The sequence below is a fragment of the Prauserella rugosa genome (assembly GCF_000719975.1).
Lineage (GTDB): Bacteria > Actinomycetota > Actinomycetes > Mycobacteriales > Pseudonocardiaceae > Prauserella > Prauserella rugosa.
The window spans coordinates 50,714-65,664 of the sequence record NZ_JOIJ01000007.1 but is presented as its reverse complement, the minus strand read 5'-3'; the positions used below and the strand labels follow the sequence as shown (position 1 = coordinate 65,664).

16 protein-coding genes, 1 tRNA gene and 1 other RNA gene are annotated in these 14,951 nt (G+C 69.7%); 9 read left to right on the top strand and 9 right to left on the bottom strand.

Going from position 1 to position 14,951, the window contains the following annotated elements; genetic code table 11:
• Positions 1-49 precede the first annotated feature (49 nt).
• The 4 genes from IF64_RS0111795 to IF64_RS0111780 all read right to left on the bottom strand — a co-directional run bounded on the left by IF64_RS0111795 (position 50) and on the right by IF64_RS0111780 (position 3,517).
• Positions 50-1,717 (bottom strand): ABC transporter substrate-binding protein, encoded by a 1,668-nt coding sequence (locus IF64_RS0111795; RefSeq protein WP_030532114.1) that lies wholly within the window; start codon positions 1,715-1,717, stop codon positions 50-52.
• 194 nt (positions 1,718-1,911) lie between these two features.
• The gene (locus IF64_RS0111790) at positions 1,912-2,532 is read right to left on the bottom strand and encodes a uridine kinase family protein (RefSeq protein WP_048807616.1); all 621 of its coding nucleotides are present in this window, start codon (positions 2,530-2,532) and stop codon (positions 1,912-1,914) included.
• A 20-nt stretch (positions 2,533-2,552) separates the two neighbouring features.
• Positions 2,553-3,149 (bottom strand): recombination mediator RecR, encoded by a 597-nt coding sequence (gene recR / locus IF64_RS0111785; protein WP_030532112.1) that lies wholly within the window; start codon positions 3,147-3,149, stop codon positions 2,553-2,555.
• Between the two features lie 2 nt (positions 3,150-3,151).
• Positions 3,152-3,517 carry a YbaB/EbfC family nucleoid-associated protein gene (locus tag IF64_RS0111780; RefSeq protein WP_030532111.1) on the bottom strand — a complete coding sequence of 122 codons (366 nt, stop codon included), beginning with the start codon at positions 3,515-3,517 and terminating at the stop codon, positions 3,152-3,154.
• Between the two features lie 77 nt (positions 3,518-3,594).
• On the opposite strand from IF64_RS0111780, the gene IF64_RS0111775 reads away from it, so the two are divergent.
• A complete protein-coding gene (locus IF64_RS0111775; protein WP_084705809.1) occupies positions 3,595-4,443 on the top strand; it encodes an N-acetylmuramoyl-L-alanine amidase in 849 nt (282 codons plus the stop codon).
• 12 nt (positions 4,444-4,455) lie between these two features.
• Here IF64_RS0111775 and IF64_RS0111770 read toward each other — a convergent pair whose 3' ends face one another.
• The 4 genes from IF64_RS0111770 to IF64_RS0111760 form a co-directional block, all read right to left on the bottom strand.
• The gene (locus tag IF64_RS0111770; RefSeq protein ID WP_030532109.1) at positions 4,456-6,852 is read right to left on the bottom strand and encodes a DNA polymerase III subunit gamma and tau; all 2,397 of its coding nucleotides are present in this window, start codon (positions 6,850-6,852) and stop codon (positions 4,456-4,458) included.
• 45 nt (positions 6,853-6,897) lie between these two features.
• Positions 6,898-8,301, bottom strand: coding sequence for a hypothetical protein (locus tag IF64_RS0111765; protein ID WP_211252567.1), 1,404 nt, complete (start codon positions 8,299-8,301; stop codon positions 6,898-6,900).
• 252 nt (positions 8,302-8,553) lie between these two features.
• Positions 8,554-8,652: signal recognition particle sRNA small type (gene ffs / locus IF64_RS26545), an RNA gene on the bottom strand.
• A 104-nt stretch (positions 8,653-8,756) separates the two neighbouring features.
• Positions 8,757-9,023 carry a DUF397 domain-containing protein gene (locus tag IF64_RS0111760; RefSeq protein WP_030532107.1) on the bottom strand — a complete coding sequence of 89 codons (267 nt, stop codon included), beginning with the start codon at positions 9,021-9,023 and terminating at the stop codon, positions 8,757-8,759.
• A gap of 282 nt (positions 9,024-9,305) precedes the next feature.
• Here IF64_RS0111760 and IF64_RS0111755 point away from each other — a divergent pair, with 282 nt between their 5' ends.
• Complete coding sequence (locus tag IF64_RS0111755; RefSeq protein ID WP_030532106.1) at positions 9,306-9,524, top strand: hypothetical protein; 219 nt, start codon at positions 9,306-9,308, stop codon at positions 9,522-9,524.
• 84 nt (positions 9,525-9,608) lie between these two features.
• On the opposite strand, the gene IF64_RS0111750 is transcribed toward IF64_RS0111755, so the two are convergent.
• A complete protein-coding gene (locus IF64_RS0111750; protein ID WP_030532105.1) occupies positions 9,609-10,466 on the bottom strand; it encodes a helix-turn-helix domain-containing protein in 858 nt (285 codons plus the stop codon).
• Between the two features lie 66 nt (positions 10,467-10,532).
• On the opposite strand from IF64_RS0111750, the gene gndA reads away from it, so the two are divergent.
• From gndA to IF64_RS0111725, 7 genes are all read left to right on the top strand, one after another.
• Complete coding sequence (gene gndA, locus IF64_RS0111745) at positions 10,533-11,972, top strand: NADP-dependent phosphogluconate dehydrogenase (RefSeq protein ID WP_030532104.1); 1,440 nt, start codon at positions 10,533-10,535, stop codon at positions 11,970-11,972.
• A 1-nt stretch (position 11,973) separates the two neighbouring features.
• The gene (locus tag IF64_RS28220; protein ID WP_425468445.1) at positions 11,974-12,564 is read left to right on the top strand and encodes a potassium transporter TrkG; all 591 of its coding nucleotides are present in this window, start codon (positions 11,974-11,976) and stop codon (positions 12,562-12,564) included.
• A 6-nt stretch (positions 12,565-12,570) separates the two neighbouring features.
• Positions 12,571-12,708: a hypothetical protein gene (locus IF64_RS28215; RefSeq protein ID WP_428829418.1), complete on the top strand. Its 138-nt coding sequence runs from the start codon at positions 12,571-12,573 to the stop codon at positions 12,706-12,708.
• On the top strand, positions 12,696-13,328 hold the full coding sequence (locus tag IF64_RS28210) for a potassium transporter TrkG (RefSeq protein ID WP_425468447.1): 633 nt from the start codon (positions 12,696-12,698) through the stop codon (positions 13,326-13,328). The genes IF64_RS28215 and IF64_RS28210 overlap by 13 nt, the downstream gene beginning before the upstream one ends.
• 25 nt (positions 13,329-13,353) lie before the next feature.
• Positions 13,354-14,001 (top strand): potassium channel family protein, encoded by a 648-nt coding sequence (locus tag IF64_RS0111735; RefSeq protein WP_036876417.1) that lies wholly within the window; start codon positions 13,354-13,356, stop codon positions 13,999-14,001.
• 30 nt (positions 14,002-14,031) lie between these two features.
• Positions 14,032-14,688 (top strand): GNAT family N-acetyltransferase, encoded by a 657-nt coding sequence (locus IF64_RS0111730; RefSeq protein ID WP_030532102.1) that lies wholly within the window; start codon positions 14,032-14,034, stop codon positions 14,686-14,688.
• A gap of 73 nt (positions 14,689-14,761) precedes the next feature.
• A tRNA-Ser gene (locus tag IF64_RS0111725) sits at positions 14,762-14,850 on the top strand.
• The last annotated feature ends 101 nt before the right edge of the window (positions 14,851-14,951 follow it).

Here is a 14,951-nt window from a genome sequence, read left to right as displayed (position 1 = left end):
GAGGCAGCCGCGTCGGCGCACTGCCTCCCGGTGGGATGACGGCTGAGCGTCAGCTCTCGCCCTTGTGGACCGGAGCGAACCGCTCGTCGGTCAGCGGGCTCGGAACGAGACCCTGGATGTCACCGCCGACGACGATCGCGGGCGGGGACGAGGTCAACGGCACCGCGGGCACGTACTCGGAGATCGTCACCGCGGCCTTCTCGTAGGCCTGCTTCTGCTCCTCGTCGTCGACCTTGGAGTCCGCATCGGACAGAGCCTTGAACACCTCGCGGTCGTTGAAGCCGAACTCCGCCTTCTCCCTGCCGAAGAACGTGCCGACGAAGTTCCCCGCGTCGCCGTAGTCGCCGGTCCAGCCGAGCAGGTGGATGTCGTGCTTACCGGCCTTCTGGACGTCGTCCTTGAAGCCACCGTTCCACGGACGCTGCACCATCTCGACGTCGATACCCGCGGCCTTCAGGTCGTCCGACACCGCGCCCGCGATGTCGACCGGGTTCGGCATGTACGGCCTGCTGACCTCGGTGGGCACGTAGAACTTGAGCGTCAGGTCCTCGGCGCCGGCCTCCTTCAGCAGCCGCTTGGCCTCCTCGACGTCGTACTCGTGCTTCTCGACCTCGTCGGTGTAGCCGTCGGTCTCCTCAGGCACGAACTGGTCGCGCGCCTCCGCGCCCTCGGGCAGCTGGTTCTTGGCGAGCTGCTCCTTGTTGATGGCGTACTCGATCGCCTTGCGGACGCGGACGTCCTTGAGCTCGGGCGTGTTCGCCTGGTTGATGCCCAGGTAGAGGATGTTGAACACCGGACGCACCATCACCTGGGCGCCTGCGTCGCGGAGGGCCTGGTAGTCGGCCGGGTTCGGCAGGTCGTAGCCGTCGATCTGCCCGGAGATCATGTCCTGCTTGCGCGTGTTCTCGTCCTCGATGACGCGGAAGACGATCTTCTCGAGTCTGGCCTTCTCGCCCCAGTAGTCCTCGTTGCGCGTCAACGTGATCGTCTTGGCGGACTTGTCGTAGGACTCGAACTTGTACGGGCCGGTGCCCGTGGGGTGTTCGTTGGCGTAAGCGGGATAGCTGAACGAGTCCCCGCTCTGCGTGACCTCGTCGGCGTTGTGCTTCTTCAGCGCATCGGGACTGGACATCGACAGCGACGTCAGGCCGAACGCGTCGGGGAACGCGCCCTTCGCCTTGTTCAGGTGCAGGACGGCGGTGTGCTCGTCCTTGGCCTCGCAGGATTTGTACACCGGGTCGCCGGTGGCATCGCCCTTGTTCTCGGCGAATCCCTCGAAGACGTCGCCGTAGTAGATCATCTGGCTCTGCGCGGCCTCTCCCGGCATGTTGTGCCAGCGGTCGAAGTTGAAGCAGACGGCCTCGGCGTTGAAATCGGTGCCGTCGTGGAACTTGACGCCCTCACGGAGCTTGAAGGTCCAGGTCTTGCCGTCGGCGCTCGGCTCCCACTCGGTGGCCAGGCCGGGCTCGAGATCTGCACTTCCGGGCTTGTACGCCACGAGGGTTTCGTACATCTGCCGCATCGGGCGGAAGCTCTCCCCGTCGTCGTTGAAGACGGGGTCGAAGTTCTTGGGCGCACCTGCGGCGCCGAAGACCAGCGTGTTCGCATCACTGCCCGAGCCCTGGTCGCGTTCCGAGGCACAAGCCGACAACGCGAGTGCGCCTGCCAGCCCGATCAGGGCGAGGCGGCGCGTGCGCGTCACTCGTGAGTGGAGCATGTTCGCACCCCTTGAGAAGGTCAGTTCGGTAACGCCCAGACGGGCGCAGATGGAGGCAGACCTTAGCGCTTGGTTGCCGTTTCCTTAAGCGCCTGAGGTTACGATCGCGCTACTTGACGCCCGGAATGGCGCTGGCAATCGGAATTACGACAACGGAACGTGCCCGAATTCCTGCAGTTTCGGCCCGTTCTCGTTCAGTGGTTAGTCCATTCAGCCGAATACCGAAGGTGTGCCGCCTTCCACGGCTCGTCCACCGCGAACCATCCGGCCTCGAAGCGCTGCCACGCGCGCAGGTGCGGTCTGGACCACTCGCCGTCCCTGCCGACGGCGCGCTCGAGTCGCGCCGCCTCGTCACCGTGGTCCAGCCAGCACAGCACCGACACCACGCCGCGCACCGAGCGGCGCCCGGAGGAGACTCCCTCGAGCACCAGCACGTCGGCTGCCGGAACGTCCACCCACGACCCCGGGTACGGCTGACCATGCGCCGACCACTCGGTGCGCCGGTACCGACCGGGCCGCCCCTCCGCGAGCGGCTCCAGCACGCCCGCGGCGAGTCGCGGCCACCACGACACCGGTTCGTCCCACGTCGCGAAGTCGTCGGTGCTCACCTGAGCGGTGTCGACTCCGCGGGCGCGCAGGACGTCACCGATCTCGGCAGCCAGCCGCGTCTTGCCCGCACCGGAAGGGCCGTCGACGGCGAGCAGACGAACGGAGCCGAGCCGCGGCGGCGCGGCCAGCACCCGGGTCGCCGCTTCGGCGGCGAACCGCTCGGTCGTGGCCGGGTCCGGTCCCGCCCCGGTGTCTGCCGGGCGCATCGTCGGCAGCCTCGGTGGGACTACAGCGCGCGCCGGCCGGACAGCGCGCGGCCGAGCGTCAACTCGTCGGCGAACTCGAGGTCGCCGCCCATGGGAAGGCCCGAGGCCAGGCGGGTCACGTTGAGGCCGGGGAAATCACGCAGCATCCGCACCAGGTAGGTGGCGGTCGCCTCGCCCTCGGTGTTCGGGTCGGTCGCGATGATCACCTCGGTGACCTCCTCGGCGCCGATCCGGGTGAGCAGATCCTTGATCCGAAGCTGATCGGGGCCCACGCCCGACAACGGATCCAGAGCGCCGCCCAGCACGTGGTAGCGGCCACGGAACTCGCGCGTGCGCTCGACTGCCAGTACGTCCTTGGGTTCCTCGACGACACAGATCAACGACGAGTCGCGCCGCACGTCGTTGCAGATGCGGCAGCGCTCGGCCTCGGAGACGTTGCCGCACACCTCGCAGAACCGGACGCCCTCGGCGACCTTGCCGAGCACCTCGCGCAACCTGCCGATGTCCTGCGGGTCGGAGGCCAGCAGGTGGAACGCGATGCGCTGGGCACTCTTCGGACCGACGCCGGGCAGCCGGCCCAGCTCGTCGATCAGGTCCTGAACGACACCTTCGTACACGCTTACATTCCGGGAAGACCGAGGTTGCCCATGCCGGGCAGACCCTCACCGCCGCCGAGCCCGCCCGCGATCGGGCCGAGCTTCTCCTGCTGGAGCTGCTGCGCGTTGCTCGTCGCGTCCCGCACAGCCGCGACGACCAGGTCGGACAGCGTCTCGACGTCGTCGGGGTCCACGATCTTGGGGTCGATGTCGAGCTTCTTGAGCTCGAGCTCACCGCTCACCGTGGCGGTGACCATGCCACCGCCCGAGGTGCCGGTGACCTCGGCCTGCGCGATCTCCTGCTGCGCCTCGAGCATCTGCTGCTGCATCTGCTGGGCCTGCTGCAGGATCTGCTGCATGTCGGGCATTCCGCCGCCGGGCTGCACCATGGTGGTCGATCCGATCTCGTCGCTGGAGTGGCTGTATCGGTCAGCCTAGTCGCCCCGAGTGTGGCAACGTGGATGCCGTGCGAGGTTCGGGGGGCTCCGAAACGGCAAAGCCACCACGCAGGAGCGCGGGCAGGTCGCTGCGCGGCGTGGTCGCGGTGGTCTGCGCGGGTGTGCTGCTGGCGTCGTGCACCGCGGCAGACCCGGCTCCCGGCGAGTCCGGCGGCGCGGCCTCGTCGGCCGCGGACCGGCCGAAACGCGCGGCTCCCCCTCGCGCGGACGCACCCCTCGTGGTCCTCGACCCCGGGCACAACGGCCGCAACGGCGCCAATCTGGACCGGATCGAACGCAAGGTGCCGAACGGCCGGGGCGAACGCAAGCACTGCAACTCCACCGGCACCAGCACCGACGACGGCTACGGCGAGCACGCGTTCAACTTCGCCGTCGCCGAGGCGGTACGCGACCGGCTCACCCGTCAGGGCGTGCGCGTGCAGCTGACCCGAGAGGACGACGACGGCGTCGGACCGTGCGTCGACGAGCGCGCCGCCATCGGTAACCGGGCCGGCGCCGACGCGGTCGTGTCGATCCACGCCGACGGGACGGACTCGGACGCGAGCGGTTTCCACGTCATCTACTCCGACCCTCCGTTGAACGACGCCCAGCGCGGACCTGCCGTGCGCCTGGCGCGGGCCATGGTGGCGGGGATGACCGATGCCGGACTGTCGACCGCCGACTACATCGCCTCCACCGAGGGCTTCGACGGACGCGACGACCTCGCGGGGCTGAACCTGTCGACGGTGCCCGCCGTACTCGTCGAGTGCGGGAACATGCGCAACCCCGACGAGGCCAGGGCCATGTCGACGCCCGAGGGCCGCGAACGCTACGCGGAGGCCATCACGCGCGGCATCGAGGACTACTTCGACCGCTGAGCGGCCGGTTCGTCAGTCGATCGGCCGCGCGCCGAGGTGGTCGGACAGCAGACGTTCGGCCACGGCGTCGGGGTCGTCCGAGCCGGCGTCCTGGGCCCCGGGTGCTCCGGCTCCTGATGTTCCAGCTCCTGAGGCGGCTCCCGGTGACGCCTGCTGTGCCCGCGCGTTCCCCGTCTGTTCCGGCGACGGCGGCTCGGGTTCGCCGTACTCGTCGTCGTCCGGTTCGGGGGGAAGGGGGATGTCGGGTTCGGTCGTGGTCGGCGTCGGCCTGCCGGGACGGTCGGCGGCCTGCTGCGGTTGGTGGCCCCCGGGCACAGCCTGCTCCCGGGCTGCCTGCGGTTGACTGGCGGATCCGCCGTCCGGCGCGGCGCCTGCGGCGGGCGGCGCCGAGCCACGCTCAGCCGGGCCACGCTGCGCCGAGTCGCCCCGTGCCGGCTCATGGGCCGGACCCGAACCGTTCTGCGCACCGGAGCCGGCACCGGAGCCGGCGCTGGAGCCAGCGTTGAAGCCATTGCCGGAGTTGTTGCCGGGCGCGGGCTGTGCCGGGGCGGCCTGCCTGCGCTGCGGGGCATTCGGCGCAGCGCCCTGCGACGCGGCTGACGGTGCGGCCGCGGAGACGGCGCTGGTGTGCAGGCATCGCACCTGCCACTGCCCGCCGAGCAGTTCGGCCAACGCCGCGGCGATGCAATCGGCGTTGCGCGGTTCGGACAGCCGCCTGGCCAGTGGTTCGGCGGTGTGGGTGAGCGTCACGCCGTTGCCCTCGACGCTGTGCACGGTCGCGTTGGTCAGCATCGCCTCGGTGCTGCGGCTGGCCTTGCGCACCGTGGACAGCAGCTGCGGCCAGTACTGCCGCAGCGCAGCGGCGTCGATGGCTCCCGGCGCGCCGGACGACTCGCCGTCGGCGCTCGCCGCCGGTTCCGGTGCTGCGGGGTCCTGCTGTGCCGGTTCGGCCACCGCGCCCGCGGTGGCATTCGCCGCGGAACCCGTGGACGCCGCAGCAGAGTCGACAGCAGGCTCGGCAGGAGAGTCGGCAGCGGGACCGGCCGGGGCCGCGGGCTGCTGCGGAGCCTGGGCCGCGGGTGCGGCAGACGGTTGCGCGGCGGGACTCTCGGCGGCCCGCGGTTGCTGCTCGGCCTGCTGTTGTGGTTGAGCCTGCTGCTGGGGCGCGGGGTCGGGCTTCTGCACACGCTGCGAAGGCCGTTCGAAGGTGCGCTCGGGGGCTGGCTCACCCCCCGGTGCCGAACCTCCCGCCGTCATGCGGCGTTCGAGCCGTTCGACGCGCTGCAGCACCGCGCCCTCGTCGTCGGCGACCTCGGGCAGCAGCATGCGCGCGGCGAGGAGTTCGAGCAGCAGTCGCGGCGCGGTGGCGCCTCGCATCTCGAGCAGGCCGTTGTGCAACAGCTCGGCGTATCGCGTGAGCGTGCCGGGCTGGAGGCGCTCGGCCTGCGCCACCATGCGGCTCAGCTCCTCCTCCGGCGCGGCGACCATGCCGCGCGCCGCGGCGTCCGGGACGGAACGCAGCAGGATCAGATCGCGGAACCGGTCGAGCAGGTCGCTGGCGAACCGCCGCGGATCGTGGCCCGCCTCGGCGAGCCGGTCGATGGTGCCGAAGACCTCCTTGTGGTCGTCCGCCGCGAGGGCGTCGACCATCGAGTCGATCAGCGCGGCGTCGGTGACGCCGAGCAGGGCGACCGCCCTGTCGTAGGTGACGCCCTCGGGGCCGGCGCCGGCGAGCAACTGGTCGAGCACCGACTGGGTGTCGCGCGCCGAGCCGCCTCCCGCGCGGACCACGAGCGGGTAGACCGCGGGCTCGACCTGGATGCCCTCGGCGGCGACGTTGCGTTCGAGCAGTTCGCGCATCGCCGTCGGCGGGATGAGCCGGAACGGATAGTGGTGCGTCCGCGACCGGATGGTGGTCAGGACCTTGTCCGGCTCCGTGGTGGCGAAGATGAAGATGAGGTGTTCGGGCGGTTCCTCGACGATCTTCAGCAGGGCGTTGAAGCCCTGCGTCGTGACCATGTGGGCCTCGTCGATGATGAACACGCGGTACCGCGATTCGGCGGGCGCGTAGAACGCGCGGTCGCGGAGCTCGCGGGCGTCGTCGACACCACCGTGGCTGGCGGCGTCGAGCTCGGTGACGTCGACGCTGCCCGGCCCCTCGGGCGCGAGCGCCCTGCAGGGGCCGCATTCACCGCACGGGTCGGGCGTCGGTCCCTGTTCGCAGTTGAGCGAGCGCGCCATGATGCGCGCGCTCGAGGTCTTGCCGCACCCGCGGGGGCCCGAGAACAGGTAGGCGTGGTTGATGCGCCCGGCAGCCAACGCCGTCCGGAGCGGTTCGGTGACGTGCTCCTGCCCCACGACCTCGGCGAAGGTCGAGGGCCGGTACTTGCGGTACAGAGCGAGAGCCACGGCAGCGAGCGTACCGACCCCCACCGACACCGCGCGCCGAGCGGGTCAGGGCTCGATACCGACCCCGGGCCGGTGACTCCAGTGCTCCTCCCGTTCGGCGGTGAGCGCGGGCCAGTCCCGTTCGCCCTGCCGCGGATACATGCGGGAGTGATAGTCGGCGGGACGGTGGTCGGGCCGGTAGTGACAACCCGTCCCGTAGACCGCGTCGAACGAGGGGCACGTGGCGGCGATCGCACGGGGCGTCGGTTTCCTGCCGGTGGTGACCCATGTCGACAGTGCCGCGATCGAATTCGCGTACTCGGCATCGCTCAGCGAGCTGTGCTCGGTCTCGGTCGTGAACGTCTGCACCAGGTGCTCGTCGGTGCCCGCGCCCTCGAGACTCGCCAGGTAGGCCGATTCGTGTTCGACGAAGACGGTGGGGTCGCCGATCGCGTGCAGGCTCAGCACCGGCATCGACACGGCACCGGTGAGGTCGCTGTCGTACGAGAGGTCGCGCCGGGCGGAACGGTCGGCGGTGAACCGCTCGACTCCTGCGTTGAGTGCCTTGTCGTCGTGCGAACCCGTGTAGCGCACCCCGCGGTTGCCGAACGGGTTCCGGCCGTCGAGCCGGTTGTGGACGATGTCCCGGAACGTGAACGTCGCCCAGTTGAGATGCGAGGCCAGGGAGCGCTCCGGGATCCGCGTCACCGCGAGGATGTCGTCGAGACGCTGCTGCTGGCCTGCCGTGCGTTCCTGGGGCCGGGACGAGTAGCCGGTGCATTCGTCGAGCCGCGCGCGCAGGTCGTCCTGGGTCATGGTCGAGTTCTCCGGCAGACCCATCCACAGTGGGTACTGCGGCTCCGTCGGACGCGGATGGTTGCCGCAGTAGTACTGGTACACGACCCGCAGATCGACGCGGTAGTCGTAACCGCGGGATCCGCCCGCCACCAGGCCGTTGGTCAGCAGCGCACCGTCGTAGGCGGGCCGCTCACGGGCGGCGTCGATCTCGGCGATCTTGGCGGCGACGTTCCCGCCCCACGACTGGCCGTGCACGAAGTTCCTGCGCGGTTGGCCGAAGTGGTCGACGTACAGCTGCCGCAGGGTTTCGGTGTCCTCCGCGGCCATCCGGACGCCGTATCCACCGCGACGGTAGGACGAGCCGGCCCATGCGTAGCCCTCCTCGACCATGACCGTCCAGCGTTCGAGGTCGTCGACGCTCCGTTCGGGATCGGAGCCCTCGGGTTCCAGATCGGGCCCGCCGTGCGCGTGCATGACGAGCGAGCCGTTCCACTCGTGCGGGACCGCGATGGCGTAGTAGGCGCCGTTGACGTCCTGGCCGCGATAACAGGTCGCGAGGTCGGCGATGTCCGCCGGACAGTCCGTGACCGTGGGCCGGGCGTTCCCCGGCTCGGTCGCCGGGGTGGCGGACGCAGGTAGCGGTGTCGTCAGGGATGCGAGGCCGACGGCCACGGCTGTGGTTCCGCGAAGGAGGACGCGGCGGCGGCGCCTTCCCGGCGGCCTGCCGTGTCCCGGGCCTCGCCCTGACAGAGATGTGGCTGCGGCTGCCATACCGGCCTCCTCGCGGTCAGCGCCTCGTCGCGCGAGGGCTGATGCTAGGCACGGCAACGACATGGCGACCGGTTTCGTTCATAACGGTCACAGCGGTGCTCGAGGGAGGACATGCGGTCCGGCACAGCGAGGCCGGACACAGCGAGGCCGGGAAAAAATAAGGGGACCCCCGCACCCGTCAGAGCCTGCTTATCCTTGCTGCCTTCCGGCCCTGGGGAGGTTCGCAGGGTGGACGCCGCGGGGGTCCGATTCCAAGTCTACGGCCTCACGGCCCCGGTCGATACGCCGGGGGCCGCGTGGCCACGGGTGCAGCTGGGGCGGGTACCAGCCCGCCGTCGCCGCACCGGATTCCGTGCTCAGGCGGGCAGATCGAACTGACCTGCCTTGACCGCGGTCACGAAGGCGTTCCATTCACCGCGCGTGAACATGAAGACCGGGCTGTCTTCGAGCTTGGTGTCGCGTACACCCACATGGCCGTCGCCGGCTCTGTCACCGAAGTTGACCTCGACGCAGTTGCCCCCGTTCGGCTCACTGGCGAACGACTTCTGCCATCCGATCGGGTCGAACCTGCTCGACACGGTTGCAGGGTCGTAATAATCCTCTTCAACTGTGCGGTCGGCCATGTCTACCTCCGTACCGGTCAGAGTGCAGGTCAACGCCCCGGACGACCTGCCGTCCGGCCCGATTCTGCCCTGCCCATCCGGTTTCTCCCTGTGTATCGATGCCAAACCCGCCGAAGCGTGCGTCCATCCGTGGGAACTTCACGTCCGCCGGTCGACACCGTGATTAATCCCCTCCTAGGATTATTCCTAACGCTAGGCGACGGGTCGACCCCGGCCCGTCCGCTTGCGAGGGACACCACAGGTCCGCAGAGAAACCGCAGTACAAGGCGGGGGTGGAAGCAGATGGCCGTACGACTCGAGATGACCCGGGCAGGCGCTTCGGGCACGGAACACGACGTGACCGAGCCGTCGCTGCCGTCTCCGCGCAAACCACGTCGTTTCGGTCCCGGACTCGTCGCGCGCAGGCCGAGTACGCGCAGCGACGTCGGCGACGCCGCCGAAACGGCCGGTTACCCCCTCGACGACCGCAGGCTCACCTCGCGCTACGTCGTCCGTCTCTGAGCCACTCTCCGAGTCCGAACCCCCACCCGGCCCACCGCGACCTCCCGGCGCGCGCCGCGCGGATGCGCCGAGCGACCCCGCGCCTCAGGTGACGAGCTGCGAGCGGTAGTGATCGGCCATCTCCTGCACGAACTCACGCGTCTCGTTGCGCTCCAGCGCAGCACCGCGCAGCCGGTCCCAGGAGTCGACGAAGATCTGGAAGTCCTTCATGTCGTCGAGGTAGATCCCGCCCGCCGAGTGCTCGACGTAGACGAAGTCCCGGGTGCGGTCGGGGAATCGCATGATCGTGAAGTCGTTGGGCACGGCGGCGAGCTTGGCCTCGAACGGCAGCACGTGGATGTAGACCCTGCTGCGGCGGTCCAGCTCGATGAGGTGCTCCATCTGGTCCAGCATCACGCCGGGTGAGCGGCCTCCCGGCGCCCTGCGCAGCGCCCCCTCGGACAGGATGAACCGGTAGTACGGCGGCTGCTCCTGGTCGAAGACGGCCTTGCGGTCGAGGCGATTGCGCACCAGCGACGTGATGTCGCCGGAACCGAACTCGGTGAACTGCTTGAGCATGTAGTGCTCGGACTGCAGCGGACCGGGGATGCGCTCACCGTGCCACGTCATGATCTCGGCGGCTGCGGGCTCGAGGTCGGTGAACGTGCGGAACCAGTGCGGCACGACCGACCGGTAGCCCGACCAGTGGCCACGCTGTCCCGCGGCCGCGCGCGCGAGGTTGAGGAGCGTGTCGGCTTCCTCACCCGTGACGCCGTACGCGTCGATCATGGTTCGGACATCGCCGAGCTTGGCACCGACCGCACCGGACTCGATCTTGTTGACCTTGCCCTGCGTGCAGCCGAGGATCTCCGCGACGTGCTGCTGGGTCATCCCCGCGTTGGTACGCGCATGCCGCAACTCGTTGCCGAGTTGCTTGCGGCGGGAGGTCACGGTACTGGCCATGGCGGCGCAAACGTTACCGTTTTCCGGCTCTGCCCCAAAGCCCGAGGTCGGAGTAGGGTCGGCCACATGACGAAGAAGGCCGATATCGGCGTCACCGGACTCGCCGTCATGGGGCGCAATCTGGCCCGCAATCTGGCCCGCCACGGGCATGCGGTCGCACTGCACAACAGGTCCGAAACACGCACGCGCGAGCTGGTCGAGCAGTTCGGGGACGAGGGCGAGTTCCTCCCGACGTACTCGGCGCGCGAGTTCGTCGACGCGCTCGAACGTCCCCGCAAGCTCGTCATCATGGTCAAGGCGGGCGAGCCGACCGACGCGGTGATCGAGGAGTTCGCACCGCTGCTCGAACCGGGCGATGTGATCGTCGACGCAGGCAACGCCCACTTCGCCGACACCCGCAGGAGGGAGGCGGCGCTGCGCGAACGCGGCCTGCACTTCGTCGGCACGGGAGTGTCCGGCGGCGAGGAGGGCGCGCTGCACGGCCCGAGCATCATGCCCGGCGGGTCGGCCGAGTCGTACGAGTCGCTCGGGCCGCTCCTGGAGAGCATCTCGGCCAAGGTGGACGGCGACCCGTGCTGCACCCACGTCGGGCCGGACGGAGCGGGCCACTTCGTCAAGATGGTCCACAACGGCATCGAGTACTCCGACATGCAGTTGATCGCCGAGTCGTTCGACCTGCTGCGCGGCGCACTCGGCTACGAGCCGGCACAGATCGCCGACGTGTTCCGCACCTGGAACTCCGGACGGCTCGAGTCGTACCTCATCGAGATCACGGCCGAGGTCCTCGGCCACACCGACGCCGCGACCGGCAAGCCGTTCGTCGACGTCGTCGCCGACCAGGCCGAGCAGAAGGGCACCGGCCGCTGGACGGTCCAGATCGGACTCGACCTCGGCCAGCCGATCACGGGGATCGCCGAGGCGACGTTCGCCAGGTCGCTGTCCGGCCACGCCGACCTGCGTGCCTCCGCTCGCGGACTGGCCGGTCCGACGCGGGCGCCGCTGTCCGGTTCGGACGCCGACCGGTTCGCCGACGACGTCGAGCAGGCCCTGTACGCGTCCAAAGTGGTGGCCTACGCGCAGGGCTTCAACCAGATCCTCGCGGGCGGCGCCGAGTACGGCTGGGACATCGACCTGGGTGCGGTCGCGTCCATCTGGCGCGGCGGCTGCATCATCCGCGCCAGGTTCCTCAACGACATCCGTGCCGCCTACGAGGCCGAGCCGGGCCTGCAGACGCTGCTGACCAGCGGCGGGTTCCGCAAGGCCGTCGAGGATGCGCAGGACGCCTGGCGTTCGGTGGTCTCGACCGCCGTCCGGCTCGGCATCCCGACGCCGGGCTTCTCCACGGCACTGGCCTACTACGACGCGCTGCGCGCCGAGCGGCTGCCCGCGGCGCTCGTGCAGGGCCAGCGCGACTACTTCGGCGCGCACACGTACCGCAGGGTGGACCGGGAGGGCGTGTTCCACACCGAGTGGGCGGCCGAGGGCCGCCCCGAACGCTCCGCGTGAGGTGCGTACCGGCGTACTGAGGCGACTGCTGCCCACGTGGCGGCAGCCTGCTCGCATCGTCGTAGTGGGCTTCGCGCTCGCCGCAGCCTGCGGCACCGTGCTGCTCGCCCTGCCCGCGTCGAGCGAGTCGGGCGAGGCGACCGGGTTCGTGACGGCGCTGTTCACGTCGATCTCGGCGTTGTGCGTGACCGGACTGATCGTCGTGGACACGCCCGAGTACTGGTCGACGTTCGGCGAGCTGGTGATCCTCGGGCTGATCCAGCTGGGCGGTCTCGGCATCATGACCACCGCCTCGCTGCTCGGCCTGCTCGTCTCGCGCCGGTTCGGGCTGCGAATGCGGCTCACCGCACAGGCCGAGACGAAAGCCCTCGACCTCGGGGACGTGCGGCGCGTGGTGCGCGGCGTCATCACCGTGTCGCTCGTGCTGGAGCTGATCGTCGCGGCGGTGCTGACCGCGCGGCTGGCGATCGGGTACGGGTACGAGACCGGGCGCGCGGTCTACCACGGCGTGTTCCATGCGATCTCGGCGTTCAACAACGCCGGGTTCGCGTTGTACTCCGACAGCCTCATGGGTTTCGCGACCGACCCGTAGGTGTGCGTGCCGGTGATGCTCGCGATGCTGGCCGGTGGTCTCGGCTTCCCCGTGTGGATCGAGCTGTGGAAGCACCGGCGCCGCCGCGTCCGCTGGTCGATGCACGCCAAGCTGACCCTGATCACAGCGGCGTGCTGTTGCTGATCGGCGCGGTGGTGATCACGACGGCGGAGTGGAACAACCCCGAGACGCTCGGCGGCTTCGGCGTCGGAGGCAAGCTGCTCGCCGGACTGTTCCACGGCGCCATGCCGAGAACCGCCGGGTTCAACAGCGTCGACGTCGGCGAGATGGAGTCGGGCACGCTGCTGGTCAACGACATCCTGATGTTCATCGGCGGCGGCAGCGCGGGTACGGCCGGTGGCATCAAGGTGACGACGTTCGCCCTGCTCGCGTTCGTCATCTACTCCGAGATCAAGGGCGAACCGTCCACGCACGCCTTCGGCCGCAAGGTTCCGGCGCTCGTGCAGCGGCAGGCTCTGACCGTGGTGCTGCTCAGCGTGGGAGCCGTCATGCTCGCCACGCTGGCGATGCTCGCGATCACCCCGTTCCGTGTCGAACAGGTGCTGTTCGAGGTGATCTCGGCGTTCGCCACGGTCGGTCTGTCCACCGGAATCACCGCCGACGTGGGCCCCGCCGGCCACCTCGTGTTGTCCCTGCTGATGTTCCTGGGACGCGTCGGTCCGATCACGCTGGCGTCCGCGCTGGCGTTGCGCGACCGTTCGCGTCGGTACGAACTCCCGGAAGAGAGGCCCATCGTTGGCTAGGTCCTCGAAAGACGTCAATCGCGTCGTGGTCGTCGGTCTCGGCCGGTTCGGCAGCTCGCTGGCGCTGGAACTCGTCGGCAGCGGGTTCGAGGTGCTCGGTCTCGACCGCGACCCGAAACTGGTGCAGCGCTACGCCGACGACCTGACGCACGCCGCCGTCGCCGACACCACCGACCCGGACGCGCTGACCCAGCTGGGCGTGCCCGACTTCGAACGCGCCGTCGTCAGCATCGGCGACGACATCGAGGCGAGCATCCTCACCACGTCAGTGCTGTCGGACTTCGGCATCGCGAGCATCTGGGCCAAGGCGACCAACCGCAGGCACCGGCGCATCCTCGAACGCGTCGGCGCCCACCACGTGGTGCTGCCCGAGCACGACATGGGCGAACGCGTGGCGCACCTGGTGACCGGACGCATGCTCGACTACATCGAGTTCGAGGACGACTACGCCCTCGTCAAGACGACGGCGCCCGACGACGTGCTGGGCGTGCCCCTCGGCCAGACCTCGATCCGCAAGCGCTACGGCGTCACGGTGGCCGGCATCAAGCGCCCCGGCGAGAAGTTCACCTACGCCACCCAGGAGAGCATCGTCGAGCGCCACGACCTCCTCGTCGTCGCGGGCCGCAGGGACCAGGTGGAGTCCTTCGCCAACCTGACGTCCTCGCCGCGGTAATTCGCTCGACGCCCGGTCGACAATGGGCGCATGTTGGCCGAGGTGTTCCCGCTCGCGGGTCTGAGGCTGCGCACCCCACGACTGGAGTTGCGCGTGCCCGACGACGCCCAGCTGGCCGCGCTCGCCGACCTCGCCGTCGCCGGCATCCACCCGCCCGGCGAGATGCCTTTCCTGCATCCGTTCACCGACGCCGCGCCGGATGCCCTGGCCAGGTCGGTCGTCCAGCGCCACTACCGCATCCGGAGCGAGGTCACCCATGAGTCGTGGACCCTGCCGCTGACGGTGCTGCACAACGGCACGGTCGTGGGGACACAGGGCCTGCAGGCCACGGACTTCGCTGTCACCCGCGAGGTCGGCAGCGGTTCCTGGCTCGGCCGTGCCCACCAGGGCCAGGGCATCGGCACCGAGATGCGCGCCGCGGTGCTCCACCTGGCGTTCGCCGAACTCGGCGCGGACACCGCCAGGTCGGAGTCGTTCGAGGACACCCCCACGTCGATGGCGGTCTCGCACAAGCTGGGCTACGCCGACGACGGAACGGCCACGTACTCCGTGCAAGGCCGCAGGCGCACGGCCCGGCGGCTGCTGCTCACCCGCGAGGCGTGGCAGCGTCACCGCACGGTCGAGGTCACCGTCGAGGGCCTCGCACCGTGTCTGCCGTTGCTCGGCGCCGGCTCCTCCTCTCGGTGAGGCCGGCCTCGGTGCAGCCCGGGCAGCCGACCCTCCCATCGGTGATCACGCAGAGTCCTGTACCCTTTTTCGCGGAGGATTGGCCGAGCGGCCTAAGGCGCACGATTGGAAATCGTGTTGGGTTAACAGCCCTCACGGGTTCGAATCCCGTATCCTCCGCCAGCGAGAACGCCGGGCGCTCCCATCGGGGCCGCCCGGCGTTTTGCATGTGCGGCCTGTACGCAGCGCAATCGGACGCGACGCTGCCGTGCGGTCAAGGCCCA

Coding starts and splice junctions, on each gene's coding strand:
- IF64_RS0111795 (WP_030532114.1), bottom strand. CDS start 1,717: ATGCTCCACTCACGAGTGACGCGCACGCGCCGCCTCGCCCTGATCGGG.
- IF64_RS0111790 (WP_048807616.1), bottom strand. CDS start 2,532: ATGCGCCCGGCAGACACCGGGGCGGGACCGGACCCGGCCACGACCGAG.
- IF64_RS0111780 (WP_030532111.1), bottom strand. CDS start 3,517: ATGGTGCAGCCCGGCGGCGGAATGCCCGACATGCAGCAGATCCTGCAG.
- IF64_RS0111760 (WP_030532107.1), bottom strand. CDS start 9,023: ATGGCCGACCGCACAGTTGAAGAGGATTATTACGACCCTGCAACCGTG.
- IF64_RS0111755 (WP_030532106.1), top strand. CDS start 9,306: ATGGCCGTACGACTCGAGATGACCCGGGCAGGCGCTTCGGGCACGGAA.
- IF64_RS0111750 (WP_030532105.1), bottom strand. CDS start 10,466: ATGGCCAGTACCGTGACCTCCCGCCGCAAGCAACTCGGCAACGAGTTG.
- gndA (WP_030532104.1), top strand. CDS start 10,533: ATGACGAAGAAGGCCGATATCGGCGTCACCGGACTCGCCGTCATGGGG.
- IF64_RS0111730 (WP_030532102.1), top strand. CDS start 14,032: ATGTTGGCCGAGGTGTTCCCGCTCGCGGGTCTGAGGCTGCGCACCCCA.